Raw genomic sequence first — 24,578 nt, forward strand, 5'->3', positions numbered from 1 at the left:
GCAGACCCAAACACGCCACGAAGCTGCCCTTCACGCGCACCCGATCCTCGCCAGGACGACCAGTTCAAGGACGCCGACAACAGCGGCCTTTCGATTTGACGAGGGTCGAACAGCCGGTCCGGCGAGGCGCAACGCGCCAACGTCGAGGACGCGATGTTCGGGTACCCCATGTTCAAGACGACGCCCTTCGAGCTGATGAACGCGCTCGACCATGCCTCGTCGGGGGTCCTCCCACGCGGCCTGGAGTGGGCGGCGGTGCAGAAGCGCTACCGGTTGAAGAAGGACGACCACTTCGAGGGCCACTTCCACGGCAAAGTGCGGCTCGATCGCGACGTCGCGGTGCTGCGCATCCGCAAGCGCGCGCTGGCTTCGATCAAGCTCGGTCCGATGCTGTTGGCTGCCGAGAAGTTCGCGCGGCGCGCGAGGTGTCGGAAGCCGGCCGGCAGGAGCGGGAGAGGCCTGGCCAGTGCCAGTCACGGCAGGAGGATGAAGTCCAGGAACCGAGCGCAGGCGCTTCATCAGACGCCCTGCTGCTGGCATAGACCTGCTCGACGAACCTGGCGGCGGCGAGCCTCAGCAGCCGACAGCAGACCGAATCCAACCAATCCTCAGGTGACGGGCTCAGGAGCAAGCCCCGGGGTGACTGGTCGGTGTGGTGAAGGCGACATCGCGGATGAACAAGGCAGACTCCCCTTCCAGGCTTTGCCAGGAAGACCCTTCACAGTTCGACCCAGTTCGAAATACTGTCAGCGGCGATCGTCACGTTCGTCTTCGTCAGGATGACGCGGACCTTGTTGTTGGGCATCGCCCTGATTCTGCGCTCGACGGTGTATCGGCTGTTCGGGATGGCCACCCATGCGGCGGTTCCGACCTTGATTTCGTAGACCTGATCGAAGGTCACGACGAGATCCGCCGCACCGCGATAGTTGACGAATGCGGGCTTGAACAGCCCGGTGGCGCCGTGGTTGTCTTCGGCCTCGTCGGCCGTGCCGGGCGTGACGGCTGCATTTCCCACGCCGTAGTGCTGCCCCGCCACCCGGTAGTTCTCCAGCGGTTGCGGGTCGATGATGTAAGGCAGCACGGCAGGCGAAGGCGTCGGCCACGACACGTGCTCGCGGATCTGGATATGTCCGAGGTCGGCCCGGTCGTTGGTGTCGCTGTCCCAATGCAGTTTGTGCTTGATGCCGCCGTTCGGGCTGGCCTGGAGCAGTTTCGTCCGGAAGTTGATCAGGGTCCCAATCCGGCCCGGAGACACCCGCTGACCTGCCGGCAAGATCGTCACGTTGAAACGACGGAGGATCGGATCGATCAAGGTGGCGAGCGACGAACCGTCCCCGTGCTTGACGTTCATCAGCCCGAGGACTTGGTCGGCCATGTTGCAGATGACCGTTCCCGAGTCGCCTTGAACTTGGAACCCGACGTTCGGATGCGCGTCGGCAGGAACACGAATGATCTTGACGTTGCTGACAGTCGTTGCCGCCGCGCCGCCCATGTCCGTGCGCTGGGCGGTGATCGCCGTCGCATCGCTGATCTTGCCCAGGCGATACCCGGTTGAAGCGCCGTGTTTCTTGATCAGCATGTCATCGGCGACGTTCACCGAATGCCCGCTGATGTTGAATGCATTGGGGCCGGTCGTGCGGTTGTCGACCACGATTCCGCGGCGAACCCGGGCAATGGCCGCGTCAAGGGTCTTTTCGCCGTCGACGTAGTCGGCAACGACGTCGTGATACGACCCCCCGACGAGGTGAGCCGGCTGAAGGATCTCGTTGTCGCCCATTGACCCGAACTTCGCGCTCTGCTTCAGCACGTGGTAATTCGACAGAATGAATATCTCGCCATTGCGTTCGACGAAGCAGCCCAGGGTGCCCGGCCCGGCTTCACCCCGCTGTCCAATGGCGCATCCGACCATGAGTGGGCGGTATTTGTTGCGGTCCCAGCCCGCCCAGGCCACTTCATTGATCGTCTGCTTGATGCTGGCAACCTGGGCATCCGTGTTCTCAAGTTCGCGCTTGAGGCGCACGTCCAGGATGCCGATGGCAACCCCGTCCCAGGTCAGGCCCCGGGCTATCTCGTTGGTGGTGGCGATCGCGCTGGCCAGTGCGGCGTCGAAAGGTTGCGTCGAACGCATCGTGAAGACAAAGATCAGGCCGCGAAGGTATTTGCGGCAGGTCTTTTCATTCTCGTGGGCCAGATTGGCATCAATGCGGGCTTGTCCCCGGACGAGCAATCCCGGCGACGGGTTCGTGTAGTTGCCCCGGCCCATGGCTTCGCTGAGCGCCTTGCGCTGCCGATCGGGTAGGTTGTCGTAGGCCGCGAGCAGTGCCCGGGTCTTCGCACCGTCGGAGCGGTTGGCCTGCTCGACGCCCTCCATCACGGCCGCGGTCTTGCCGACTCTGTCGAATTTGGGCATCGTTTCCCTCCAACCACGTCGATCGCCGACCTTGCCAATCTTAGCGACGGTCAAGACCGGCGCGATGGGGAAACCCTGCATCGACGGGCCTGCGCCTGAGCGGGGATGGCGTGGTGGACCGGGTGCGCTGCCGGCGGGGCCAAGGGTCATCCAGCGCGCGACGGTGAGGCGAGCAACTGATCGCGGGCCAGGTCCGATGCAACTGATGCTTCGGCAGGCGCCCCGGCATCCGGCTGGTCGTCCCAATCGTCGCTTTCCTCCTCGTCGTCGGCGTCCAGACGCCCGGAGCGTCCGTCGACGGCACCGGCAGCGGGGCAGTCTTCAGATCCGCCCGAGGCATGGCCGCGAGCCCGTGCTCCGCCACGAAGGCCAGGACGGTCGTTGCGAGGGTCGTCGCAGCGGGCTGCGGATACCCGAGGCAGTTCTCGCGCTCGCTCGGGACATCGGCCGCATTTCGGAGTCAGACTTGCTTGGCAAGGCCACGACTGGGCGCGCGGGCCGACCAACCGGTCATGGCCGATTGCCGTCACCGACCCGTGGCCGCATGGTGGCAGCCCGTTTGGTCGTGCGGCCCGCCATCCAGGCAGGAACGCTAGAAGCCCGCCGGCAAAGCCAGCGCGCCCTGCCGCGCATCGGGCACGGCCTGCCAGGGCAGCACGCCCAGCAGCGGCGCGCCCAGGCGGGCTTGCAGCGTGGCGATGTTCTCGTCGGCGCAGGCCATTTCGGGGTCGATGCGGTTGGCCACCCAGCCCGCCAGTTGCAGGCCATCGGCGCGGATGGCCTCGGCCGTCAGCAGCGCGTGGTTCAGGCAGCCCAGGCGCAGGCCCACCACCAGCACCACGGGCGCCTGCAGCGCACGCGCCAGGTCGCTGAGGTATTCGCTCTCGTTCAGCGGCACGCGCCAGCCGCCGGCGCCTTCCACCAGCACCACGTCGGCGTGCGCACACAGTGCCGTGTGCGCCGCCTGCAACTCGGCCACGCTCACGCGGCGGCCGGCGCGCTCGGCCGCCAGGTGCGGCGAGAGCGGGTCGGGCAGTTGCACGGGGTTGTCGAGATCGTCAGGCACGGCCACGCTGCTGGCGGCGCGCAGCGCCATCGCGTCTTCACTCACCCAGCGGCCTTCGTGTGGCACCAGGCCGGCGGCCACGGGCTTCATGCCCACCACGCGGGCATGGCGGCGCGCCAGCATGTGCAGCAGCACGGCGCTGGCGTGGGTCTTGCCGACGCCGGTGTCGGTGCCGGTGATGAAGAGGCTGCGGGTCAGGGTTTCAGACGCCATCACGGATCTCGCCTCGGGACAAAGCGGCCGCTGGGGCCGCGGGTTCATCGTTCAGCGTGGCCTGCAGCGCGGCCAGCGCGCCGCGCGCGAGGTGCTCGCCCTCGGCCTCGTCGATGACGTAGGGCGGCATCGCATAGATCGTGTGGCCGATGGGCCGCAGCACCACGCCCTGCGCCAGCGCGTGGCGCGCATAGCGCCGCGCAAAGTCGGGCAGGTGGTTGGGCACGTCCCACGCGAAGATCAGCCCGCACTGGCGCACGTGCTGCACACGCGGATGGGTGTTCAGCCCTTCGAACTGCGCCGCCAGGCGCGCCGCGGTGGCGCGGTTGGCGTTGATCGCATTGGTCTGCTCGAAGAGTTCCAGCGTGGCCAGCGCGGCACGGCAGGCCAGCGGGTTGCCGGTGTAGCTGTGCGAATGCAGGAAGCCGCGCGCGACCTCGTCGTCGTAGAAGGCGGCATACACCGCATCGGTGCACAGCACGGCCGAGAGCGCCATCGTGCCGCCCGTCAGGCCCTTGCTCAGGCACAGGAAGTCGGGGCGGATGCCGGCCTGCTGGTGCGCGAACATCGTGCCCGTACGGCCGAAGCCCACCGCAATCTCGTCCAGCACCAGGTGCACGTCGAAACGTGTGCACAGCGCGCGCAGGCGCTGCAGGTAGTGCGGGTGGTGCATGGCCATGCCGCTGGCGCACTGCACCAGCGGCTCGGCGATCACCGCGGCGGTGTCTTCGTGGTGCTCGGCCAGCCAGTCTTCCAGCACTTGGGCGGCGCGCTCGGCCACGGCCTGCGCGTCTTCGCCAGGTGCTGCGCCGCGTGCATCGGGGCTGGGCACGGTGGCAGCCAGGCGCAGCAGCGGCGCGTAGGCCTCGCGGAAGAGCGCGATGTCGGTGACGGCCAGCGCGCCCACGGTCTCGCCGTGGTAACCGCCGGCCACGCCGACAAAACGGCTCTTGCGCGGGCGCCCCGCGTTGCGCCAGAAATGCGCGCTCATCTTGAGCGCGATCTCGGTGGCCGAGGCGCCATCGCTGCCGTAGAAGGCATGGCCCAGGCCGGTGAGGGCCGCCAGCTTCTCGCTGAGCTCCACCACCGGCGCGTGCGTGAAGCCGGCGAGCATGACGTGGTCCAGCCGTTGCAGCTGGTCCACCAGCGCGGCGCGGATGTGCGGGTGGTTGTGGCCGAAGAGATTGACCCACCAGCTGCTGATGCCGTCGAGATAACGCGCACCGTCGGCATCGTGCAGCCACACGCCTTCGGCGCGCGCGATGGGCAGCAGCGGCTGCGCGCCACCCTCGGGCGCATGCAGGCGCATCTGCGTGCAGGGGTGCCACACCGCAGCCAGGCTGCGTTGGCGCCAGTCGTCGTTCAAGGTCATTGGGGGGCTCTGCGGCCGGGCACGGGCCCGGCGGGGCGCGATTGTGCCGCCGGCCCGCGCCGGCCCCGGTGCCTTGCAGGGCTTGCCACAATCCCGGCATGACCTCGACCCGCACCGATACGCGCCCCAGCACCCGCGACAGCACCCGCACCGACGACACCCGCATCGACGCCGTGCGCCCGCTCATCACCCCGGCGCTGCTGCTGGAGAAGCTGCCCGCCAGCGACGCCACGCTCCTGCAGGTGGAGCGCCACCGCGCCGAGATCGCGCGCGTGCTCGACGGCCACGACGACCGGCTGCTGATGATCGTCGGCCCCTGTTCCATCCACGACCACGGCCAGGCCCTGGCCTATGCCGAACGCCTGCAGGCCGCCGCCACGCCGCTGGCCGACGCGCTGCTGGTGGTGATGCGCACCTACTTCGAGAAGCCCCGCACCACGGTGGGCTGGAAGGGTTACATCAACGACCCGCACCTCGACGGCAGCTTCGCCATCAACGAAGGCCTGGAGCGTGCGCGCCGCCTGCTGCTGGCCATCGTCGAACGCGGCCTGCCCGTGGGCACCGAATTCCTCGACCTGCTGAGCCCGCAGTTCATCAGCGATCTGGTGGCCTGGGGCGCCATCGGCGCGCGCACCACCGAGAGCCAGAGCCACCGCCAGCTGGCCTCAGGGCTGAGCTGCCCGGTGGGCTTCAAGAACGGCACCGATGGCGGCGTGAAGGTGGCGGTGGACGCCATCGTCGCGGCGGCCGCGCCGCACGCCTTCATGGGCATGACGAAGATGGGCCAGGCCGCCATCTTCGAGACCCACGGCAACGCCGACTGCCACGTCATCCTGCGCGGCGGCAAGCGGCCGAACTACGACACCGAATCGGTGGCCGCGGCCTGCGACAGCCTGCAAGCCGCCGGCCTGCGCGGGCACGTGATGGTGGATGTCTCGCACGGCAACAGCGAGAAGCAGCACCGGCGCCAGATTCAGATCACGCAAGAGATCGCGCAGCGTATCGCCGCCGGCGAGCAGGGCATCAGCGGCGTGATGATCGAAAGCCACCTGAACGAAGGCCAGCAGCAGCTGCAACCTGGGCAGCCGCTGCGCGAGGGCGTGTCCATCACCGATGCCTGCATCGGCTGGGACGACACGGCGGCCTTGCTGCAGCAACTGGCCGGCGCGGTGCGCCAGCGCCGCGGCCGCTGAAAAGCGGCGCTACTTCTTCGGCGTGGGCTTGCGGATGATGGTGCGCTGGAACCAGGCCTCGTTCATGCGGCTCAAGAACTGCACGTTGATCGGGTAGCCCGACTTGTCGCCGATCACGGCCTCGCTGCCACAGCGCGGGCACAAGGCGGTCTGGTTGTCGACGGCCTTGGGGTCGTCGACGTTGTGCATGTCCAGCCCCGTCCAGGCCACGATCTCGTCGGCCGGGAACAGCTGCACGCAGCTGCAGCAGCCGCAAAGCTTGCTGCCCTGGATCTGGGCCCAGTTGTTGGAGACGGCGCGGTAGGCCGCAAGCAGTTCGTTCATGGTCAGCCCTCTGGCGCATTGGAATGGCCTGGCGCCCTGCCGCCCTGCGGCGGATGACAGGGGCGCTCGCCACCCGATGGTAGCCAGTCGCAGCCGAGTTCCGTCGTTTCGTCGCAGCCCGGTGGCACGCACCGGCCGCAGGCCCTAAGGTCCACCCCGAACCGCCCCAGCCTTGGAGAGACCTTGAAGCCTGCCCCGATCACCGCCGCCTGCCTGAGCCTCATCGCGGGCCTCGCGGCCGCCCAGGGCACCCCGGGCGGCGCGCCCGGCGCCGAAGACACGCCCGCGCCGCGGCCGGGCGCGCGCATCGAGCGTGTCGAGATCACCGCCCGCCCGCAGACCGACACCGACCTGCGCCGCCGCGCCCCCGTGGCCAAGCAGATCTACGGCCGCGAGGAGATCGACAAGTACGGCGACACCAGCGTGGCCGACGTGCTCAAGCGCCTGCCGGGCGTCAACATCCAGGGCGGCGCACCGCGCATGCGCGGCCTGGGCTCGGGCTACACGCTCATCCTCATCAACGGCGACCCGGCGCCGCCGGGCTTCCAGTTCGACCAGCTCAACCCGAATCAGATCGAGCGCATCGAGATCACGCGCGGCCCCACGGCCGACCAGAGCGCGCAGGCCGTGGCCGGCGCCATCAACATCATCCTGAAGGAAGCGCCCAAGGTCTCGCAGCGCGACCTGCGCCTGGGCCTGGCCTACAACGCCGTGCGGCCCACGCCCTCGGCCAGCTTCACCTATGGCGAGCGCCAGGGCGGGCTCTCGCTCTCGCTGCCGGTGTCGCTGTTCCAGTGGCGCGCCGTGAACCGCAGCGAGATCGAGCGCTTCACCGCCGGCAGCAACGGCCAGCCCTCGGCCGCCGTGCAGCAAAGCCGCAACGACAGCTGGGGCACGGGCATCAACACCTCGCCGCGCATCAACTGGAAGATCAGCGACGACGAATCGGCCTCGGCGCAGTTCTTCGCGCAGCGCGGCGAGTGGAACAACCGCCAGAGCTACACCAACCAGGTGCTGCTGGGTCAGCCCGCCCTGGACGCCAGCAACTTCTTCGAAGGCACCTGGCAGAACCTGCGCACCAACCTGCAGTGGAACAACCGCTTCAGCGAAAGCCAGCGCATCGAGCTCAAGGCCGGCGTGCAGCACAGCAAGAACACCTTCGACGGCCTGACGAGCGCACAGCGCCGCACCGTGGGCGACAACCGCGACCGCAGCATCACCCAAGGCGGCAAGTACGGCCAGTTCATCGGCGACAGCCACACGCTCTCGGCCGGCTGGGAACTGGAATGGCGCCAGCGCGACGAGACCCGCACCATCACCGAGAACGGCGCGCCGCAGCTGGTGGATTTCGAAGGCCAGCCCTTCCGCGCGCGCATCTCGCGCCAGGCCTTCTTCGTGCAGGACGAGTGGGAGATCTCGCCCCAGTGGGCCACCTACCTGGGCCTGCGCACCGAGCGCATCGAGACGCGCAGCCAGGGCACGGGTGACGCGGTGCGCAACATCAGCCGCGTGACCACGCCGCTCTGGCACCTGACCTACAAGCTCGACCCCAAGGCGCGCGACATCATCCGCGCCAGCCTCACGCGCAGCTACAAGGCGCCCGAGCTCAGCGCGCTGGTGGCCCGGCCTTCGCTCAGCGGCCTGTTCACCGACACCACGCGCCCCAACACCCAGGCCTCGCCCGACCGGCGCGGCAACCCCGCGCTCAAGCCCGAACTGGCCACGGGCCTGGACATCGCCTATGAGAAGTACCTCACCGGCGGCGCGATGTTCAGCATCGGCGCCTTCCACCGCAGCGTGGAAGACCTGGTGCGCAGCGTCACCACGCTGGAAACGGTGCCCTGGGCCACCGTGCCGCGTTTCGTGACGACGCCGGTGAACTTCAGCAAGGCGCGCACCACGGGCCTGGAGTTCGAGATCAAGGGCCGCGCCGGTGAACTGCTGCCCAGCCTCTTCGATGCGAAGACCGCGCTGAACCTGCGCGCCTCGCTGAACTACTACCGCTCGCGCGTGGACGCGGTGCCGGGCCCCGACAACCGCCTCGACAACCAGCAGCCCTGGTCGGGCAACCTGGGCTTCGACTACCGCTTCGCGGCGCTGCCGCTCAGCGTGGGCAGCAGCCTGGCCTACACGCCCGGCTACCGCACGCAGCAGACCAGCGTGCAGGCACTGGAGCAGACGCGCGTGCGCTCGCTCGATGCCTTTGCGCTGTGGAACTTCAGCCGCACGGTGTCGGTGCGCCTGGGCGTGAACAACATCGCGCCGCTGGACAGTGCCACGCGCACCAGCTTCACCAGCGGCGACAGCAGCCGCACCACGCGCGAAGGGCGTGCCTTCTACAGCGCGAACCTGGAGATGAAGCTTTAGTCCTCCTAAGCCCGATCTCGGGCCCCGCTTCATGCGCCCGCCGAGCGACCTGAACCTTCGCACCACCCTGCGCGCGCTGGCGCTCACAGGGTGATGTGCAGTCCGAAGAGCAGGGCCCGGGCCTTGACGTGGGCGGCGACGCGCCCGTAGCTGTCATGGTTGAGCGTGAGGGTGAGCCGGGGCGAGGGCCGGTACTCCGCGCCCAGCCCCAGCATCACGGCGGTGCGGTCGCCCGTCAGAGTGCTGGTGGTGCTGGGACGGGTGGCGCCGCTCACCCGTCCTGCGGAAAGCCCGAGCCGGCCTTGCAGAAACAGCGATGGTGCGACGGCCAGCCGACCGCTTGCCGCCACGAACCAGGCCCGCGCAGAACGGCCCAGAGGCGGGCCCGCATCGCCCTGTCGGTCGACCTCGCTGAAAGACCCGAGCCGCACATGGCCGGCTTCCAAGCCCAACCGTTCATCGAAACGGTAGCCCAGGTAGAACTTGACGGCCAGGTCCTGAGAGTCGGCGACCTGCAGCACCGTCGACGGCATGCGCGCGAAGTGGCTGCGACCGACGTCCACGCGCGCGTAGGCACCGACGACGCCGTCGTTGGGGGCCGCCACGGCGGCCGGGATCGCGGCGCAGAGCGCCAGCAAGCCAGGAAGGAATGGATGCATGGGGAGGTCAGAAGCCCCGTGAGGGGCATGAAAACGGCGGCCGCCACAAGGCGGCCGGCAGGTCCGCATCGCTGCCACGCCATCGCGCACGGGCGGCGTGCAGGTGCAGGTTCAGCGCCGTCTCATCTTGCCCAGGCCGGGGCGTTGGGGCACCTGCCTTTTGGAGCAAAGGCGGCCATGCAGGCGGTGGCTCAGGCCTCGTTCTGCGGCACGCCGTCGTTCAGCGTGTAGTAGTCGCCCTGGCTCGCCACGTAGATGTGGCGAGCCAGCTGCGTCTGCGTGGGGCCGTCGAAGGCGCCCATGGCCACCGCGGTCCAGTCCTTGTGCGGCGGGTCCCAGAACAGGAAGCTGCCGCAGTGCTGGCAGAAGCCGCGGCGCACCTTGGCCGAGCTCTGGTACCAGCGCAGGTGCTCTTCGCCCTGCAGCGTGAGGCGCTCGCGCGGCACCTCGGTGGAAGCCCAGTAGTGCCCGCTCTGCTTGCGGCACTGCGAACAGTGGCAGGCCCAGGGCGCGGCCAGCGCGCCGCGCACGGTGAAGCGCACCTGGCCGCAAAGGCAGGCACCGTGGTGCAGCGGGGCTGCGTCTTGCGTCGGGTCGTCGGGCATCAGGCTTTCTCCAGGTTCACGGCTTCCTGCAACTGCACCAGCGCCAGCAGCGCCTGGTTGACGGGCGTGTGGATGCCGTGGCGCGCACCGGCGCGCACGATCTCGCCGTTGAGCTGCTCGATCTCGCTGCGGCGCCCGCGCGCCAGGTCTTGAGCGGTGGACGAACGCTGCGCCGGCATGCGCTGCATCACGCCGGCCACGGCGGCCTGCATCTCGGCGGCATTCAGCGCCTGCCCCTCGGCCTGCGCCACGGCCACGGCTTCCTGCACCACGGCGGCCTGCAGTTCGCGCACCGCCGGCACCGCGGCCATCACGCCGTAGGGCGCCTGCGCCAGCGCCGAGACGGCGTTGACCGCGCAGTTCACCACCAGCTTGCGCCACAGCTCGGCCAGCGGCGCTTCGCTCATGCGCAGCTCGAAGCCGCCGGCCTGCAGGCGCTGCTGCACGGCGGCCAGCGTGTCCGCGTCGAAAGCGTCCCCTAGCGGGCCGGGCAGGGCGCCCCAGGTGATGGCCAGCCCGCCCGCGTGCCGCACCTGGCCCGGCGCCGGCTGGGCCGCGGCGATGTAGGCCGCGCCCACCAGCACCGGGCGCTGCAGCAGACGCGCCAGCAGCGGGCCGTTGGCCACGCCGTTCTGCAGGCTGAGCAGCGGCACGCCCGGCCGCAGGTGCGGCGCCATCTGATGGGCGGCGGCCTTGGTGTCGGCCGATTTCACGCACAGCAGCACCAGACCGGCCTGCGCGACGGTGGCGATATCGGTGCTGGCAGGCAAGGGTACGCGGTGGGTGCCGCTGGCGTCCTGCAGCTCCAGGCCCCCGGCCGCCAGGGCCTGCACCTGCGCAGCGCGGCCGATCAGGCACACCGCCTGCCCGCCCAGCGCCAGCCGCGCGGCCACCAGGCTGCCCAGGGCGCCGGCGCCGACGATGCAAACCGGGGCCGGTGCAATGGCAGGCAAGCTCATGTTTCGAGGGTGTGGAAGGCTGTTTTCGGGGCATTGCCATTGTCGCGGCGCTGGCAGCATGCGGCGATGACCTCGAACCCTGTGCACACGCGCCGCACCCCCGCGCTGGCGGCCCTGCTGGCCGCGCTGCTGTGCGCCAACACGGCCGCGCGCGGCCCCGAGCCCGTGGCCAGCCTGCGTGCGCAGGAGGCCGCCAGCTGCCTGCCCGGCGAGCAGCGCCTGTGGCCCGACGGCCGCGACCGCCCCGCCGGCGTGGCCGCCGTGAACATCGTCTACCGCCACGCCGGCGCGCCGCGCCAGTTCGACGAAGGCACCGTGCTGGCCGCGCTGCAGCGTGCCGCGCGGGCCTGGTCAGCCTGCGGCATCCCGGCGCAGGTGATCGGTGAAGAGGCCGCCACGCTGGAAGCCACGCCGCCCGTGGTGGTGCTGTGGAGCGAGGCCGAGAGCCGCGGCCAGTTTGCGCTGGCCAACCTGACACACCGCCGCCTGGCCCTGAGCGCGGCCATGTACACGCTGCTGGCGCAACGCAACCCGGCCCACCCCGCGGTGCAGACGCTGCAGATGACGCTGAGCCACGAGCTCGGCCACTTCTACGGCCTCGTGGCGCACTCGCGCCGCTGCATCGACGTGATGAGCTACTACACCGATGCCGCGGGCCAGACCTGCAGCACGCGCGACGGCCGCTCTTACAAGAGCGCGCCCGAGTACCGCGCGCTGCTGCCCACGGCCTGCGACATCGCGCGCTGCCAGGCCCTCAACGGCACGGCGCGTTAGCGCGCTGCCGCAGCGGCCGCGCCTGCCGCTACAGTCGGCCCCGGCGCAGCGGTTCCAGGCTTCCCGTTCAAGAAGGCGGCCGGCGCGGCGCTTTCATTCCAGGGAAGAACCACCGCCATGTCTCACACCCCCACCGGCCCGCTGCGGCGCGTGCTGAAGGCTGCCTGCATCGCCACCTGCCTGGCTGCAGGCCTCACCACCGCCCCCCCGGCCACCGCCGCCGAGCCCTGCAAGCTGCAGCAGCTGAAGATGCCGGTGCGGCTGGTGGAGCAGCGGCCCGTGGCCCAGATCACGCTCAACGGCGTCGAGAAGCAGATGCTGGTGGACAGCGGCGCCTTCTTCAGCGTGATCAGCCACGCCACCGCCGCGCAGCTGCAGCTGCCCTTGCGCGCGCTGCCCATGGGTGTGCAGGTGCGCGGCTTCACGGGCGACATCGAGATGAAACGCGCCCGCGTCGAGAAGGTGGGTCTGCTCGGCGCCACGCTGGCCAACATCGAGTTCCTGGTGGGCGGCAACGAGATCGGCGCCGGCATCGACGGCATCATCGGCCGCAACTTCCTCTCGTTCGGCGACACCGAGTACGACCTCGCGCATGGCGTGGTGAGGCTCAGTTTCCCGAAGGGCGATTGCGAAGAAGGGCACTACGCGCACTGGGCCGGCGAGGCGCCGGTGATCGTGGTGCCGCTGCAGCTGCAGGACCGCAAGCGCAACAACAACCCGCTGCTGGTGCGCGTGAAGGTCAATGGCGTGAACCTCACGGCGCTGCTGGACACCGGCGCACCCACCACCAGCATCGAGCTGCGCGCCGCGCAGCGCGCCGGCATCGAAGAAAGCCAGATGCGGCGCGCCGGCTTCACCGGCGGCGCGGGCTCGGGCCGGGCGCGGGTGTGGTCGGCGCCGGTGGACCGCATGGAGATCGCCACCCAGCGGCTGAACAACAGCCGCATCCAGGTGACGGACACCCAGAGCCCCGACCACGACATGATCCTCGGGCTGGACTACTTCCTCGCGCACCGCATCTACCTCTCGCAGCGCGAAGACAAGCTCTACATCACCTGGAACGGGCAGCCCGTCTTCCCGCCCGGCAGCGGGCCGGTGGGTTCGCTGGACACCAGCATGGCCGCACTGCCCGGTGCGCTCAACCCGCAGGACGCCGACGCCCTGGCCCGGCGCGGTGCCGCCTCGCTGGCCGCGGGCCAGCTGGACAGCGCGCTGCAAGACCTGAACAGCGCCGCCACGCTGGCCCCCACGGTGGCCGAGCACTTCTTCACCCGCGCGCGCATCCACCTGGCCCAGCGCAAGCCCACCGAGGCGCGTGCCGATCTCGACGAGGCCCTGCGCCTGAACCCGGCGCTGCCAGAGGCGCGGCTGATGCGCCTGCGCTTCCTGGCGTCGCCGCGCGGCGACCGCAGCGCGGCGCTGCAAGACCTGGCCCTGCTGGATGGGCAGCTGCCCCCCAGCAGCCACCTGCGCCTGGAGATGGGCCGCACCTACGACACGCTGCAGCTTGCGCCCGAGGCGACGCGCCAGTTCGGCCTGTGGATCGACACCCACCCGCTCGACGCGCGGCTGCCCGAGGCCCTGCTGGCGCGCTGCCTGCTGCGCCTGCGCACGAACGAGGCGCTGCCGCTGGCGGTGAAGGACTGCGAGGCCGCCGCCGACAACGAGAGCGCGCTGCCTCACCACCTGGACATCGCAGGCTGGGCGCAGCTGCGCGTGGGCGAAGCCCGCACCGCGCTGCGCCGCTTCGAGCGCGCCACGCGCAAGGAGGCCTCGGCCGTGGCCCTCTACGGCCGCGGCCTGGCGCACCAGCGCCTGGGCAGCCCCGAGGTCGGCGAGCGCGATCTGGCGCGGGCGCGCGAGATGAACCCGCGCATCGAGGATCTGCTGCGCCGCATGGGCCTGCTGCCGCCGGCGGCAGGCTCGGCACCTGCACCGGCACCGGCATCAGGGCCGCCGCCCTGAAGGCCGGGCTTCAGCGGCGGACTGCCGCGGCCGCAGCGGCCGAAGCGGCAGCCGCCGCCGACGCCGCGCTGTCCACATCGGCTTCGGAGTTGAAGCGCAGCACCACCTCGCGCTGGCCCTTGGCGGCGATGGTCACGCGCTGGCGCAGCGTCTGCACAGGCTGCGTGGCGCTGTCGCGGAAGTTGCCGGTCACCTCGTAGCTGCCGGGCGGCAGCGCCAGCAGCAGCCACGGGCCTTCCAGCTGGCGCTGCAGCACCAGCGTGCGTGTGGTGGCCTTGCTGCCCGGCTTGGCCGGGGCGATGCGCTCGATCTGCAAGTCCACATCGGCCAGGAAGGCGCCCGAGGGCTTGGCCACGGTCGTCACCCACAGGCTGTAACCCGCGCGCTCGGCCTGCATGGCCACGCGGTCTTCGGCGGTGACGCCGCCCGACAGCAGCTTGTAGCCGGCCGCGGTTTGGGCACGCACCGGCGCCACCGGTGCGGTCCGCGGGCGCAGCTTGAGCTCGGCGGCGGCCTTCAGGACGGCGGCGGCACGCGCCGGGTCGGTGCTGACCTGCACGGCCGGTACCGAGGCCGGCGCCGAAGCCGAAGCCGCGGCCTGGGCCCAGGCGCAGGCGGGCAGGGCCAGTGCAGCGGCCAAGAAAGTCAGGCGGCGGGTGAGGGGCCGGGTCAGGGGGCGGGCCAAGGAGCTTGTGGGCACGGCGGTCATCCAAAAAGGGCGTGTGGGGCCGCATCCTGCCACGCACGCGCGCCCCGCTCTGTGCGCTGCACCCTGGCGGCCGGGCCCGGCGGTCAGGCCGCTTCGAAAGCCACCCGCATCCAGCGCGACAAGGGCGCCCCGGGCCGCACGATGCAGCCCTGGCCGGCCCAGGCCGGCACGTTGGGTGCGTTGGGAAAGAACTGCGGCTCCAGCGCCACGCCGGCGTGGCGGGCCAGCGGCAGGCCGTCGCGCCCGCGGCTGGCGTGCAGGAAGTTGCCGCTGTAGACCTGCAGGCCGGGGTAGCTGGTGTGCAGCTGCATCTGCAGGCGGCCATCGGTGGACAGCAGCGTGGCCGCAGGCACCTCGCCACGGGCGGCGGCGGCATCGAGCGCCAGGCAATGGTCGTAGCCGTGCGCCAGCGCCTGCTGCTCGCCCTGGCCCAGGCCTGCGCCGATGGGGCGGGCCGTGCGCCAATCGAAAGGCGTGCCTTCCACCGGCGCCAGCACGCCCGTGGGGATGAGCGTGGCGTCCACCGGCAGCAGGTGCGAGGCCGCCACCTGCAGGCGGTGCCCCAGCACCGAGCGCGCGTCGCCGTCCAGGTTGAAGTAGGCGTGGCTGGCCAGGCTGGCGGCGCAGGGCGCGTCCACCTCGGCGCTGAAGTGCACCGTCACCGCGGCAGCCGTGGGGTCGACGCGGTACTCCACCTCCGCACGCAGCGCGCCCGGGTGGCCCTGGTCGCCAGCCGGCGAGAGCAGCTGCAGGCGCAGGTGCAAGGGCCCCGAAGACACCGGCCGCCAGCGCCGGCGGTCGAAACCTTCCGGCCCGCCGTGCAACTGGTGCGGGCCCTCGTTGGGGCGCAAGCGGTGCTGCTGGCCGTCCAGCGTGTAGGCCGCACCGGCCAGGCGGTTGGCATAGCGGCCCACCACCGCGCCCAGGTAGCCGGGCTCGGTGGCGTGGGCCGCGGCATCCACGTGGCCGAGCAGGGTTTCGCGCAGCGTGCCATCGGCCAGCGGCACGCGGCATGACATCCAGCGCGCGCCCAGCTCGCAGACCTCGATGTGCAGCCCATCGGCCGGGCCCAGCCGCCACACCTGCCAGCCGGGGGGTGCCGCGGCCCCGGCCGAAAGATCGCCGCTCACGCTCAAGCGGGGTCGCGCGGGGCGGCCTTGCCCAACTGCACCTGCTGCCCGGCGGCCTTCTCCAGCGCGGCGTAGAAGGCCCGCACCGCGGCGCTGTCGCCGCGCACGGCCCAGGTGTCCTGGTCGCAGGCCGCGCAATGGGCCTGGAAGGCGCGCTCGATGCCGCGCAGCCCGGTGGTGTCCACCGGCGTGATGCCGGCCAGCGCCTGCCCACACTGGTTGCACGCCATCGCCGGCACCTGCTGCGCCACCGCGGCGCGCTGCTGCGATGCGGCCACGCGCACGTCTCGCGGGCCCCTCTGTCTTGCCTCACCCAAGCGGTTTCTCCCTGTGGCCGGTGCGGTTTGCGAGGGCGGCAGTGTAGGGGCCGACCTCCGTGCACGGTTGCACGCTGGCGGCCGGAACGCTGCCATTGTCGCCTTCAAGTGATTGAATTGAAATGGCTTTTGCGCAAAATGATATTCCCGAGCTCCAACGACCGTGCCCCATGCAAGTCCTGCAAGTTCACTTCGACCCCTTGGGCAGCCCGGCGCTGCTGGCGCAGCGGCTGCAAGAGGCCGTGCGGGCCGGCGCGCGTTCGCTGCTGGTGCTGGCCGGCGACGGCGTGGCCTGGCCCGCAGCCGAGGTCGACCCCCTGCTGCAAGCCCTGCCGGTGCCCGTGTTCGGCGGCGTCTTCCCGCAGGTGCTGCACGGCACCACGCACACCGAGACCGGGCTGCTCGTGGTGGCGCTGCGCAACGAGGCGGTGGTCACCACGGTGGAGGGCCTGGACACGCCCGGCACCGACTTCCAGGCCCCGCTGGCCGCGGCCGCAGCGCACCCCAGCAGCATGCAGCTGGTGCTGGTGGACGGGCTGGCGCCCTTCATCGCCGATTTCATCGAAGCCGTGTTCGAGCAGATCGGCGGCGGCGCGTCCTTCCTGGGCGGCGGCGCCGGCTCGCTGAGCTTCGAGGTGCGCCCCTGCCTCTTCACGCCCGGCGGCCTGCGCAGCGGCGTGGGCCTGGTGGTGGGGCTGGACAGCCCGCTGGGCATCGGCGTGCACCACGGCTGGCAGTCGATCAGCGGGCCCTTCGTCGTGACAGGCTCCGAAGGCAACACTATCACCAGCCTCGACTACCGGCCCGCCGCCGAGGTCTATCGTGAGTGCGTGGAACCCATCGTGGGCGAGACGCTCACGCCCGAGAACTTCTTCCAGCACGCCAAGGGGCACCCCTTCGGCATCGAGCGCGTGGACGGCTCGCTGCTCGTGCGCGACCCCATCGTCATGCGCGGCGAGCACCTCGTGTGCGTGGGCGCGGTACCGGTGCAGCGCATGGTCTACATCCTGCGCGGGCAGCCCGATGAACTGATCAGCGCCGCCCAGCAGGGCACGGTGCAGGCCGTGCAGGCGCTGCAGGCCACCGGCCGCCCGCCCGCCGGCGCGCTGCTGGTGGACTGCATCAGCCGCGTGCTCTTCCTGGGCCCGCGCTTCGGCGAAGAGCTGCAAGCCGCCAGCGCGCACCTGCAGCAGGCCGCCGGCCCCGGGGCGCCGCTCTTCGGCGTGCTGAGCCTGGGCGAGATCGCCAACAACGGCACCCATGTGCTGGACTTCTACAACAAGACCTTCGTGCTCGGCGCCTACGGCCATGCCTGACACCCAGGCGCAAACCCTCGCTGCGATCAAGTTCGAGCTCGCCATGAGCGTGGGCGAGTCGCTGGAGATGGAGCCCATGGTGCGGGCCTTCATGCGCCCGCTCCTGCAGTTCGTGCGCGGGCTCAGCTGCCAGCTGTGGTGGCGCGACGAAGCCGGCCAGCTGCGCCGCATGGCCTACCCGGCGCGCAGCCTCGCGCCCACGGCCGAGGGCGAGGCCGCGCAGGCCTGGCGCGAAGCCGTGGCCCGGGCGGGGCAGCCTCGGCCGCAGTACACCGAAATCCAGGCCGGCCACCACCTGCACGCGCTGCCGCTGGGCGAGGCCGGCTGGCTCTACATCGAGCGCCTGGGCGCCGCGGTGCCCGCGCCCGTGCTGGCGGCCATCGGCGTGGTGCTGCTGCGCCTGGCGCAGGCCTGCCGCGCCTGCGAGCAGCACGAGCAGCTGCAGGTGCTGCTGGGCCAGAAGGCCGCGGCCGAGGCCGCGCTGCGCGAAGCGCTCTCGCGGCTGGAAGACATCTTCTCGCTCAGCAGCGACGGCTTCGTCTACTTCGACGGCGAGGCCCGCGTGGCCTACTGCAACCCTTGCGCGGCGCAGCTGCTGGCGCTGCAGGGCCCGCAGCTGCTGGCCATGGACCTGCCGGCCCTGCAGGCCTGGCTGGGCGCCTGCGCCGAGCCGCGCCACCGGCAGGCGCTGCCCGGGCAGGGCAACGCGCCGGCCGGTGTGCTGCAGCTGGCCCAGCCCCAAGCGCGCGTGCTGGCCTGGGCGCTGCGGCACAAGGCGGCGCCCGATGCCGCCACCGGCACACCCGCCGGCGCCGTGCTGTACCTGCGCGACATCACGCGCGAGTCGGAAATCGAGCGCCTGAAGAGCGAGTTCCTGCACACCGCCGCGCACGAGCTGCGCACGCCCATCGTCAGCGTCTTCGGTTTCTCCGAGCTGATGCTGCGCCGCCCGGCCAGCGAAGAGCGCAAGCGCGAGATGCTGGACATCATCCACCGGCAATCGTCACTGCTGATTTCGCTGGTGGACGAGCTGCTCGACCTGACGCGCCTGGAACACGGCGGTGCCCGCGCGCTCTCGCGCAGCCCGCACGAGCTTGACGCGCTGGTTGGCACCACGGTGCAGGGCCTGTCCATCCCCGGCGACAACCGGCAGCTGCAGCTGGGGCCGGTGCCTGCACAGGCGCTGCTGCACGTGGACGCCAAGCTCTTCCACCGCGCGCTGCTGAACGTGCTGACGAACGCCTACAAGTACTCCAAGGGCGTGGGCGAGATCACGCTGCAGGTGCTGCCCGGCACGGTGGCCGAGCGCCCCGCCTGGGGCCTGCGCGTGGCCGACCAGGGCATCGGCATGCAGCCCGAAGAACTGGCCCGCGTGTTCGAGCGCTTCTACCGCGCCGACCAGTCGGGCGCGGTGCCCGGCACCGGCCTGGGCATGAGCCTGGTCAAGGAAATCCTCGCCCTGCATGGCGGGCGCATCGACATCGACAGCCAGCCTGGCCAGGGCACCACCGTCACGCTGTGGTGGCCGGCCGAGGCGGCGCCAGAATGCACCGATGCCCCCACTGCCGCTGCGCTACCTGACCGCTGACCTCGCCCTCACCGACGACGGCGATGCCGTGCTCGAAGCTGCGGCCAGCACGCGCGCCGGCGAACACGCCGCCGTGATGGCCGAGGTGGCCGCGCTGCTGGCGTGGTGCGAGGCCCGGCACCCGGGCGCCCAGGGCCCGCGCGAGGAAGGCGGCCTGTGGCACCACGCGCTGCAGGCGCTGCAGGAGCCCGGGGGCTGGCACAGCGTGAACCTCACCATCGCGGGCGAGGCCGGCTTCATCGAAGCCCTGCTGCAGGCCCACTTCCCCACATCGCCCGACTGAGCCCGATGCAAGACCCGCGTTTCGCCGCAGCCCACGAGGTGCTGCGCCACCACCATGCCGCCGGCCGCCTGGCGGGTGTGTCCACGCTGGTCTTCGACGGCAGCGAGGTGGTGGACAGCCTGTGCCTCGGCCACGCCGACCGCGAGGCCGGCACGCCGCTGCGGCCCGACCACATCCACCGCGCCTTCTCCAACACCAAGCTCTTCACCGCCGTGATGACGCTGATGCTGGTGCAGGAAGGCCGGCTGGCGCTGGACGCGCCGGTGCACGCGTGGATCACTGGCTTCGCGAACACCCGCGTGCTGCGGCCCGGCGCCCCCACGCTGCAAGACACCGAACCCCGCAGCGCCGACATCACGCTGCGCCACCTGCTCACGCACACCGCGGGCTTCAGCCACGGCGTGTTCGACCCCGGCACGCTGCTTTTCGACGCCTACCGCGCCGAAGGCCTGCGCCTGCCCGACAAGGACATGGCGCACATCGCCGGGCGGCTGCCGCAGCTGCCGCTGGGCTTCCAGCCCGGCACGGCGTGGCAGTACTCGATGGCGCCCGACGTGCTGGCCCGCGTGATGGAAGTCGCCACCGGGCTGCCCTTTGCGCAGCTGCTGCAGCAGCGCCTGCTCGGGCCCCTGGGTTTGCACGACACGGCCTATGTGCTGCAGCCCGCGCAGCAGCCGCGGCTGGCCGCGCTGTACGTGGGCGACGTGGCCGATCCGCGGGCCCCGGGCCTGCAGCGCCTGGACAGCGTGCCCTGGCGCGAAGCCCACCTCACCCGCGTGCCACGCGAAGGCGGCGCCAGCGGCCTGGCCACCACGCAGGCCGACATGCTGGCGCTGCTGACAAGCCTGCGGCCCGGCCGCGGCGGGCCGCTGAACGACGCCCTGCTGGCCGAGCTGCTGCGCGACCAGCTGCCGCCCGCGCTGTGCGTGAACTTCCCGTTCACTGGCGTGCGGCCCACGCTGGGCTTCAGCCTGGCCGGCGCGGTGACGCGCGGGCCTTCCGACCTTCAGCCCAACACGCCCGTGGGTGAAGTGCAGTGGGGCGGGCTGGCCGGCACCCACTGGGCGCTGGTGCCGGCCACGGGGCAGGCGCTGGTGCTGATGACGCAGCGCCACATGGGTTTCTGGAACCCGTTCTGGTTCGAGTGGAAGGCGGCGGTGTACGCCGCCCTCGGACTCAGTTGCCGCTGAACGGCAGCGAGCTGTGGTGCAGCACGATGCGCAGGCGGCCGGCGTCGTCCTTCACGTAGCCCCAGGTCTTGTCGACCGTGGTCACATCGCCCTTGCTGTTGGTGATGCGCACGTTGCCCATGGTGGTGGCCGAGTCACCGGCGATGAACACCGCAGCGTTGGCCACTTCGCAGTTTGTCCAACCCTTCAGCGCGAAACCCGTGTCCTTCGGGAAGGCCGCGTCGCCCCCCACGAAGTAGGCCAGAGCACCAGCGCGCGTGGTGCGGAAGGTCTGCGGCGCCACGGTCAGCGTGGGCTTGAAGAGCACGGCACCCATCTGGTAGCCGTAGGCGCTGTCGATCACGCGCTCGGCCAGGGCCTTGGCTGCGGCCTGGCCGCTGCGGGCGTGGGTGGTGCTGATGTCCACCAGGGCCTGGCACCAGGCGCGCTGCGCGCCCAGGACCTCGGCCTCGCTGATGGCCTGGTTGACGACGGTGGCGGCAGCAGGTGCCGCAGGCGTCTTGGCGATGGCGCCCGTGGCGGCAGCCAGGGACAGCACCAGGGTGGCAGAGACGGGAATCAGGCGGCGGGCAGTCATGGTCAATCTCCAGGAAGTGGAAGCAGGGGAGGGGTACAACCGGGGTGTCGGCGCCCGCCCGGTGGGCCGCAGCGCTGCAACAGTTCTGCATTGCAAACCCCGCGCTTGAACCGCCGCTGAACCGCCCATGAGCCGCAGATGAGCGGCGCATGAACGGCAGATGAATGCGCCGGCCGGCGCCGGCAGCGCCGCACAATGCCGCCCCATGTTCCGTCGTCGCCTGAGCCTGGTGCTGAGCCTGCTGGCCGCCGCCGTTGTCGTGGAAGGCATCGGCGCCGCGGCCGCGCTGCGCGTGGCCGAACGCCAGGTGCAGCGCGGCCGCGTGGCCAGCGACATCCAGCGCGGCTTCGTCGAGCTGTCTGCAGACAAGCAGCGGCTGCGCACCTGGGTGGCCCAGCTGCAGCAAGGGGCGGGCGCCGACCCGGCCGTGCGCAGCCAGCTGCAGGCACAGATGCGGGCCACGCTGGCGCAGCTGCAGCAATGGGCCGAGCTGGCCCTGGCACTGGACGAAGGCCGCGGCGGCAGCGACAACCGCGCCGAGCACCTGCGCCGGCAAGACGCCCTGGCCGTGCTCACGCGCAGCCTGGCCGACCTGGAGAACACCGTGGCGCAGGCCCGGCCATTGCTGCCGGGTGCTGATGCGCGCCAGGCCTGGCAGGCGCTCTCGGCAGTGTTCGATCTCTCGCAGGGGCGCGACCTGCGCCAGCTGCTCGCGGAAAACATCGCCCGCGAGGCCGAAGCCGTGCAGCGCGAACGCGCAGCGGCCGACACCACGCTGGCCTGGATGCGCAGCCTGTGGCTGCTGATGGCCGGCACGCTGGCCGCTGCGGCGCTGCTGGCGGCGGGCTACTTCACGCGCGCGCTGCGCGGCCCGCTCGGCCGCCTGCTCGAGGGCACCGAGGCGCTGCAGCAAGGCCGGCTGGAACACCGCATCGCACTGAGCGGCCGCGACGAGTTCAGCGCCGTGGCGCGCAGCATCAACACGCTGGCCGCCGAGCTGCAGCACCACCGCCAGCAAGAGACGCAGCAGCGCCAGGAACTCGAAGCGCTGGTGCAGGCGCGCACCGCCGCGCTGCAGGAAGCGCTGGCCGCCTTGCAGCAGGCCGATGGCCGCCGGCGCCAGCTGCTGGCCGACATCAGCCACGAGCTGCGCACGCCCACCACGGCCATCCGCGGCGAGGCCGAGATCACGCTGCGCGGGCCCGAGCGCCCGGCCGACGAGTACCGCAACGCGCTGCGCCGCATCGTCGACACCTCGCGCGATCTGGGCCACGTCATCGACGACCTGCTGGCCGTGGCGCGGCAAGACCTGGACGCGCTTTCGCTCGTGAAGCAGCCGCTCGACCCCGCCGCCCCGCTGACCGAGGCGCTGGCGCAAGCCGGCGCGCTGGCTGCGCAGTGCCAGGTGCAGCTGACACCGGCCGAGCTGCCCACGGGCCGCTGGCAGCTGATGGGCGATGCGCAGCGCCTGCGCCAGCTGCTGCTGGTGCTGCTGGACAACGCGGTGCGTTACTCCAGCGCCGGGGGCGAGGTGACGCTGGTGGTGGCCGAAACCGCAGCCCCTGAGCCACAGCCCGCCGACAGCCCGCACTGGCTGCAGGTGGACGTGCTCGACCGTGGCATCGGCATCCCGCCGCAAGAGCTGCCGCAGGTCTTCGAGCGCCACTTCCGCGGCAGCGCCGCACGCCGCCACCGCGCCGACGGCAGCGGCCTGGGCCTGGCCATCGCACGCACACTGGCGCTGGCCCACGGCGGGCGCCTGGAACTCACGCCGCGCCAAGGCGGCGGCACACGCGCGCGGGTGCTGCTGCCGCTGCTGGCGGCCACCGTGCCGCAGCCCGACACACGCACCACGGCCCCATGAACATCCTGCTGGTTGAAGACGACGCCCGCGTGGCTGATTTCCTGCTGCGCGGCCTGCGTGCCGAAGGCCACCGCGTGCAGCGCGCCGCCACCGGCCCCGAAGGCTTGGCGATGGCGCAAGACGCCGCGCGTGAAGCCGCGCGCGGCAGCGCGGCCGACGAGCCCACCGTGATGGTGCTGGACGTGATGCTGCCGGGCCTGAGCGGGCTGGAGGTGTGCCAGACGCTGCGCGCGCAGCAGGTGCAACTGCCCATCCTGATGCTGACGGCCCTGGGCACGCTGGAAGACCGCGTGAGCGGCCTGCGCCTGGGCGCCGACGATTACCTGTGCAAGCCCTTTGAGTTCGAGGAACTGCTGGCGCGGCTGGAGGCCCTGGGCCGGCGTGGCCGCGAGCACCGCCCGGCCCCGGCGCGGCTGCTGCAGGTCGCCGACCTGGAGCTCGACCGCGAACGCATGCAGGCGCGCCGCGGCGGCCATGCGCTGGCGCTCACCGCGCGCGAGCTGGCGCTGCTGGAACTGCTGATGAGCACGCCCGGCCGGCTCTTCAGCCGCGAGCGCATCCTGGCCAACGTGTGGGGCACGCACGAAGACCCGCTGACCAACATCGTCGACGTCTACATCCGCCGCCTGCGCAGCAAGATCGACGACGGCCAGGCCGTGCCGCTGATCCACACGCTGCGCGGCCTGGGCTACAAGCTGGAAGACCCACGCACGGCGGGTTGAGGCGCGAGCGGCTCAGCGCGCCACCCAGCCCCCGCACACCGGGAACACCTGCCCCACGAAGCAGTTCGCCGCGGGGCTGCAGAGGTAGGCCGCGAACATCGCGTCTTCACGCGCGGCCACCAGGCGGCCCAGCGGCACCTCGCGCGCCAGGCGCTCCTGGAAACGCGGGTTGGCCTGCACCTCGGGCGGGAAGTAGGTGGGGTTGTCGACGAAGTTCTGAGCGATGGCATTGACCTGCACGCGCTGCGGTGCGAGCTCCACGCCCACCGCCTGCACATAGGCCAGCTGCGCACCGCGCGCGGCGCTGTAGCTGCTGGCGCGCTTCATGCCGCGCAGCGCCGAGGCGCTGCCCATCACCAGCACCTTGCCCCCGCCGCGCTGCACCATGCCGGGCACCGCGGCGCGTACCAGGCGGGGCAGGGGGTCGACGAGCGCGGCGAAGACCTCGCGCCATTCGGCATCGTCCACCGCCGCGGCCGGCGTGGTGGGCGCCTGCAGCGCGAGGTTGGCCACCAGCACATCGATGGGGCCGGCCGCAGCCACCACCTCGGCCGCCGCGTGCGGCGCGCTCAGCGCCGCGGTGCTGGCCACCACCGTGGCGCCCTGCTCGGCCAGCACCGCGCACAAGGCCGGGCCCATGAAGGCATCGGCCTGCGTGACGAGCACGCGCAGGCCTTGCAGGGGTGCGTGAACGGTGGGCGTGGTGGTGGGCAGCGAAGGCATGGCAGGTTTCCTTGTCGTGGTTCGCGGTGCAGTGTGCGACGGGCCTGATCCTAGGGCGGCAGATCTGGCCAACGAAGGCCGGCCGCCGCGAAGTCGGCTATACTGCGCAGCTCAGTCGCGGGGTGGAGCAGCCTGGTAGCTCGTTGGGCTCATAACCCAAAGGTCGCAAGTTCAAATCTTGCCCCCGCAACCAAGAAATTTGAGTGCTGACAGGCACTTACGAAGCCCGCTCCGTGCGGGCTTCGGCGTTTC

23 protein-coding genes and 1 tRNA gene are annotated in these 24,578 nt (G+C 71.3%); 11 read left to right on the forward strand and 13 right to left on the reverse strand.

Features of this window, described 5'->3' with window-relative positions; all coding sequences use genetic code 11:
- Positions 1-30: 30 nt before the first annotated feature.
- From EOE66_RS19460 to bioA, 4 genes are all read right to left on the reverse strand, one after another.
- On the reverse strand, positions 31-519 hold the full coding sequence (locus EOE66_RS19460; protein ID WP_128230401.1) for a hypothetical protein: 489 nt from the start codon (positions 517-519) through the stop codon (positions 31-33).
- A 199-nt stretch (positions 520-718) separates the two neighbouring features.
- Positions 719-2,410 (reverse strand): hypothetical protein, encoded by a 1,692-nt coding sequence (locus EOE66_RS19465; protein ID WP_128230402.1) that lies wholly within the window; start codon positions 2,408-2,410, stop codon positions 719-721.
- 592 nt (positions 2,411-3,002) lie between these two features.
- A complete protein-coding gene (gene bioD, locus EOE66_RS19470) occupies positions 3,003-3,689 on the reverse strand; it encodes a dethiobiotin synthase (protein WP_128230403.1) in 687 nt (228 codons plus the stop codon).
- Positions 3,679-5,061 carry an adenosylmethionine--8-amino-7-oxononanoate transaminase gene (gene bioA / locus EOE66_RS19475; protein WP_128230404.1) on the reverse strand — a complete coding sequence of 461 codons (1,383 nt, stop codon included), beginning with the start codon at positions 5,059-5,061 and terminating at the stop codon, positions 3,679-3,681. The genes bioD and bioA overlap by 11 nt, the downstream gene beginning before the upstream one ends.
- A gap of 98 nt (positions 5,062-5,159) precedes the next feature.
- On the opposite strand from bioA, the gene EOE66_RS19480 reads away from it, so the two are divergent.
- Positions 5,160-6,254: a 3-deoxy-7-phosphoheptulonate synthase gene (locus tag EOE66_RS19480; protein ID WP_128230405.1), complete on the forward strand. Its 1,095-nt coding sequence runs from the start codon at positions 5,160-5,162 to the stop codon at positions 6,252-6,254.
- 9 nt (positions 6,255-6,263) lie between these two features.
- Here EOE66_RS19480 and EOE66_RS19485 read toward each other — a convergent pair whose 3' ends face one another.
- Positions 6,264-6,578, reverse strand: a complete 315-nt coding sequence (locus EOE66_RS19485) for a hypothetical protein (RefSeq protein WP_128230406.1) — start codon at positions 6,576-6,578, stop codon at positions 6,264-6,266.
- 183 nt (positions 6,579-6,761) lie between these two features.
- Here EOE66_RS19485 and EOE66_RS19490 point away from each other — a divergent pair, with 183 nt between their 5' ends.
- Positions 6,762-8,945 carry a TonB-dependent receptor plug domain-containing protein gene (locus EOE66_RS19490; RefSeq protein ID WP_128230407.1) on the forward strand — a complete coding sequence of 728 codons (2,184 nt, stop codon included), beginning with the start codon at positions 6,762-6,764 and terminating at the stop codon, positions 8,943-8,945.
- 83 nt (positions 8,946-9,028) lie between these two features.
- On the opposite strand, the gene EOE66_RS19495 is transcribed toward EOE66_RS19490, so the two are convergent.
- The 3 genes from EOE66_RS19495 to EOE66_RS19505 form a co-directional block, all read right to left on the reverse strand.
- Positions 9,029-9,604: an outer membrane beta-barrel protein gene (locus tag EOE66_RS19495; RefSeq protein ID WP_164885182.1), complete on the reverse strand. Its 576-nt coding sequence runs from the start codon at positions 9,602-9,604 to the stop codon at positions 9,029-9,031.
- A 191-nt stretch (positions 9,605-9,795) separates the two neighbouring features.
- Positions 9,796-10,209: a GFA family protein gene (locus EOE66_RS19500; RefSeq protein WP_205702756.1), complete on the reverse strand. Its 414-nt coding sequence runs from the start codon at positions 10,207-10,209 to the stop codon at positions 9,796-9,798.
- Positions 10,209-11,168, reverse strand: a complete 960-nt coding sequence (locus tag EOE66_RS19505) for a ketopantoate reductase family protein (protein WP_128230409.1) — start codon at positions 11,166-11,168, stop codon at positions 10,209-10,211. The genes EOE66_RS19500 and EOE66_RS19505 overlap by 1 nt, the downstream gene beginning before the upstream one ends.
- A 66-nt stretch (positions 11,169-11,234) precedes the next feature.
- On the opposite strand from EOE66_RS19505, the gene EOE66_RS19510 reads away from it, so the two are divergent.
- On the forward strand, positions 11,235-11,942 hold the full coding sequence (locus EOE66_RS19510) for a hypothetical protein (RefSeq protein WP_128230410.1): 708 nt from the start codon (positions 11,235-11,237) through the stop codon (positions 11,940-11,942).
- A gap of 117 nt (positions 11,943-12,059) precedes the next feature.
- Complete coding sequence (locus EOE66_RS19515; RefSeq protein WP_128230411.1) at positions 12,060-13,907, forward strand: aspartyl protease family protein; 1,848 nt, start codon at positions 12,060-12,062, stop codon at positions 13,905-13,907.
- A gap of 10 nt (positions 13,908-13,917) precedes the next feature.
- Here EOE66_RS19515 and EOE66_RS19520 read toward each other — a convergent pair whose 3' ends face one another.
- From EOE66_RS19520 to EOE66_RS21870, 3 genes are all read right to left on the reverse strand, one after another.
- Entirely contained in the window at positions 13,918-14,547 is a 630-nt protein-coding gene (locus tag EOE66_RS19520; protein WP_128230412.1) for a hypothetical protein, read from the reverse strand.
- Positions 14,548-14,699: 152 nt separating this feature from the next.
- Positions 14,700-15,746, reverse strand: a complete 1,047-nt coding sequence (locus tag EOE66_RS19525; protein WP_164885183.1) for a galactose-1-epimerase — start codon at positions 15,744-15,746, stop codon at positions 14,700-14,702.
- A 2-nt stretch (positions 15,747-15,748) separates the two neighbouring features.
- Entirely contained in the window at positions 15,749-16,024 is a 276-nt protein-coding gene (locus EOE66_RS21870) for a hypothetical protein (protein ID WP_164885184.1), read from the reverse strand.
- Between the two features lie 209 nt (positions 16,025-16,233).
- Here EOE66_RS21870 and EOE66_RS19530 point away from each other — a divergent pair, with 209 nt between their 5' ends.
- From EOE66_RS19530 to EOE66_RS19545, 4 genes are read left to right on the forward strand one after another with little or no spacing between them, the layout of a single operon-like run.
- Positions 16,234-17,379 carry an FIST signal transduction protein gene (locus tag EOE66_RS19530; RefSeq protein WP_164885185.1) on the forward strand — a complete coding sequence of 382 codons (1,146 nt, stop codon included), beginning with the start codon at positions 16,234-16,236 and terminating at the stop codon, positions 17,377-17,379.
- Positions 17,372-18,967: an ATP-binding protein gene (locus EOE66_RS19535; RefSeq protein ID WP_128230415.1), complete on the forward strand. Its 1,596-nt coding sequence runs from the start codon at positions 17,372-17,374 to the stop codon at positions 18,965-18,967. Before EOE66_RS19530 ends, EOE66_RS19535 begins: the two co-directional genes overlap by 8 nt.
- Entirely contained in the window at positions 18,933-19,250 is a 318-nt protein-coding gene (locus EOE66_RS19540) for a hypothetical protein (protein WP_128230416.1), read from the forward strand. The genes EOE66_RS19535 and EOE66_RS19540 overlap by 35 nt, the downstream gene beginning before the upstream one ends.
- 5 nt (positions 19,251-19,255) lie before the next feature.
- Complete coding sequence (locus EOE66_RS19545; protein WP_128230417.1) at positions 19,256-20,440, forward strand: serine hydrolase domain-containing protein; 1,185 nt, start codon at positions 19,256-19,258, stop codon at positions 20,438-20,440.
- On the opposite strand, the gene EOE66_RS19550 is transcribed toward EOE66_RS19545, so the two are convergent.
- Positions 20,427-21,017, reverse strand: coding sequence for a metal-independent carbonic anhydrase family protein (locus EOE66_RS19550; RefSeq protein WP_128230418.1), 591 nt, complete (start codon positions 21,015-21,017; stop codon positions 20,427-20,429). The genes EOE66_RS19545 and EOE66_RS19550 overlap by 14 nt on opposite strands.
- Positions 21,018-21,222: 205 nt before the next feature.
- Here EOE66_RS19550 and EOE66_RS19555 point away from each other — a divergent pair, with 205 nt between their 5' ends.
- Together EOE66_RS19555 and EOE66_RS19560 are read left to right on the forward strand one after the other, a co-directional pair.
- The gene (locus tag EOE66_RS19555; RefSeq protein ID WP_164885186.1) at positions 21,223-22,881 is read left to right on the forward strand and encodes a sensor histidine kinase; all 1,659 of its coding nucleotides are present in this window, start codon (positions 21,223-21,225) and stop codon (positions 22,879-22,881) included.
- Positions 22,878-23,603, forward strand: coding sequence for a response regulator transcription factor (locus EOE66_RS19560; protein WP_128230420.1), 726 nt, complete (start codon positions 22,878-22,880; stop codon positions 23,601-23,603). The genes EOE66_RS19555 and EOE66_RS19560 overlap by 4 nt, the downstream gene beginning before the upstream one ends.
- Before the next feature lie 12 nt (positions 23,604-23,615).
- On the opposite strand, the gene EOE66_RS19565 is transcribed toward EOE66_RS19560, so the two are convergent.
- Positions 23,616-24,326, reverse strand: a complete 711-nt coding sequence (locus EOE66_RS19565; RefSeq protein ID WP_128230421.1) for an SDR family oxidoreductase — start codon at positions 24,324-24,326, stop codon at positions 23,616-23,618.
- A 116-nt stretch (positions 24,327-24,442) separates the two neighbouring features.
- On the opposite strand from EOE66_RS19565, the gene EOE66_RS19570 reads away from it, so the two are divergent.
- Positions 24,443-24,519: transfer RNA gene (locus EOE66_RS19570), tRNA-Met, on the forward strand.
- Positions 24,520-24,578: the final 59 nt, after the last annotated feature.

It is taken from the genome of Rubrivivax rivuli, from assembly GCF_004016505.1.
GTDB classification, from domain to species: Bacteria; Pseudomonadota; Gammaproteobacteria; order Burkholderiales; family Burkholderiaceae_C; genus Rubrivivax; species Rubrivivax rivuli.